The sequence below is a fragment of the Nocardioides sp. genome, from assembly GCF_034670285.1.
GTDB lineage: Bacteria > Actinomycetota > Actinomycetes > Propionibacteriales > Nocardioidaceae > Nocardioides.
On sequence record NZ_JAXMNS010000519.1, the window covers coordinates 1 to 2,147 of the forward strand.

The 2,147-nt window shown below is 72.0% G+C and carries 3 protein-coding genes; all 3 read right to left on the reverse strand.

The annotated features are described in order from the left end of the window. A partial coding sequence (locus tag VOI19_RS18470) for a glycosyltransferase (protein WP_323794406.1) occupies window positions 1–229 on the reverse strand: 229 nt, incomplete at its 3' end. Window positions 230–342: 113 nt separating this feature from the next. After that, on the reverse strand, window positions 343–516 hold the full coding sequence (locus VOI19_RS18475; protein ID WP_323794407.1) for a hypothetical protein: 174 nt from the start codon (window positions 514–516) through the stop codon (window positions 343–345). Between the two features lie 38 nt (window positions 517–554). Next, window positions 555–2,147, reverse strand: a 1,593-nt coding sequence (locus tag VOI19_RS18480; RefSeq protein WP_323794408.1) for a hypothetical protein, incomplete at its 5' end; no start/stop codon positions are given.

The window sequence follows — 2,147 nt, forward strand, 5'->3', positions numbered from 1 at the left end:
CCGCAGCGCCCTTGCCGCGCACGGGGCACGAGACCACCCGCACCGGGAGCGCGGGGGTGTCGGCCTCACGGGCGAGAACGGCCGTGGCGTCGCACGATCCGTTGTCGACCACGATCACCTCGACCGCACCGAGGCGTGCGCGGTGCTCGCGCACGAACCGTCGCAGCTCACGCAGCGTGCGTGGCAGCCGGTCCGCCTCGTTGTAGGCAGGTATGACGATCTGCAGCATCTGGGCCCTCCCAAGCCGTCAGCAGTACGGGTCCCCACCCTCCCGGGGGGACCACGAGTCGTAGGCGCGCGCGTCAGCGGCCCGCCGAGGCGGGCCTGCTCAGCGCACGAGCGCTACTGCTCGGAGTACTGGCTCAGCTCGGACTGGGCGACCGGCTTCTGGTCTCCCTTGGCGGCGTTGACCCCGCCGACGGTCAGCGCCGTGGCTGCGGCTGCACCCACCAGCCCTGCGACAACGACGTTGAGCGTGTTTCCGATGCCTGCGGCACCCGTGTTCTGTCCAGTCATGTGCTCGGTCCCCTCCCAAAGACCTCGCGGAGACCCGGTCATCTGTGATGACGGTTACTCCCCGGGAGGAGTATGCGGGCGACGGCAACGCCGAGCAAACCGAACGCCCCCAAGTGGCCCGAAGTGACTAGGCCGACCTGGTCCTTGTGACTACTCGCGAGTACCGATTGCGCTAGACGCGCGTCAATTTCCCCTAGGTCGAGGAGCACCAGGTGCTCCCCCACGAACACCTCGACCCCCTCCGGCGGCGGTGCCGAACCCTGGTCGAGCTCGAGCAGGACCCACCGCACCCCGAGGGAGCGCAGGGCCGGAGCCTGCGCCTCCTGGTCGAGGTCCAGGGCAGCCTCCACACGCTGGACGCGCGGATCCTCCGACCCGATCTCGACGCCGTCCACGAAGGTGCGGTCGTCGATCAGCACGTCACCGGGGAGGTAGCGAGGAGCGGGGTCCAGCACGGCGCGGCCACCGGTCCAGTCGAAGCGGCGATAGCTGCCGGTCCACGGGAGGACGACGGTGGTGGTGTGCGCCTCGGCCTCGATGAGCGAGCCGGCGGCATCCCAGTCGCTCGGGTACGACGAGCGCTCCAGGCCGCTCCCCCAGGCGAGGCTCGGGAGCAGGAGCACGGGTGCGAGCACCAGCAGTCCGGCCACGCCCGCGAACGACTCACGACCCGGGCGCACCTGCGCCAGGACCCCGCTGACCGCGGAGGCGAGGCCGACGGCGAGGAGCAGCGCGGCCGGGGCGAGGAAGCGCTGGGCGTCGCGCAGCAGCGCCAACGCCGGCACCTGCTCCCCCAGCCAGGCGTAGCTGTCACCGCCGCCGAGTCCGGGCACCGCGGCCACCGCGAGCGAGAGCGCCGCCAGCAGGGCGAGTCGTCGTACCTCCGGGGCTCGCACGTCGTGCCGTAGTCGCCGGGCACCGGCGAGGGCAGTCACTGTCACGGCGCACGCCAGGGCGACGACGACGGCGCTGGTGCGCTCACCGGCCACGATCGAGGTCTTCCACGTGCCCCCCATCGACAGCAGGCTGCCGAGCACGCCGAGGGAGGACTCCGCGCGCGGGGCGAAGAGGTCGAAGACACCCGCGGTGGTGACGGTGCTCGAGCGCGCGAGCAGGGAGGGCAACAGCCACGACAGGTTGGCGACCAGCGCCAGCACCGCCAGGACCGCCCAGGACGACCAGACCAGCCGTAGTCCCAGCACCGCCACCACGACCACGGCCATCACCCCGCTGGACGGACTGCAGATCGCCGAGACCACCAGCGCCACCGCGACCGGCGCCCACCCCCGTCGTACGTCGGCCCGGTAGCGCCGTGCGGCCAGCGCCACCCAGGGCAGCGCCAGGTAGCCGCACAGGATCGCCCACTGCCCGATCTGGAGGTGGTCGTGCACCCAGGGGTTCCACACGAAGAACGTCACCGCAGCCGCCCGCGCGGCCCACGACCGCTCCCCTGCGAGACGGCTGATGCCCAGGCCACCGAGCAGGAAGGCCGAGACGAGGAAGACGCGCTGCACCACCGACCCCGGGACCGCCTGCGTCAGCACCGAGACGATCGCGTCCATCGGCACCGAGCGCGGCAGCGATCCGTCGAGTCCCAGCCACGCCGACTTCCAAGGCTGCTGGGGCACGAA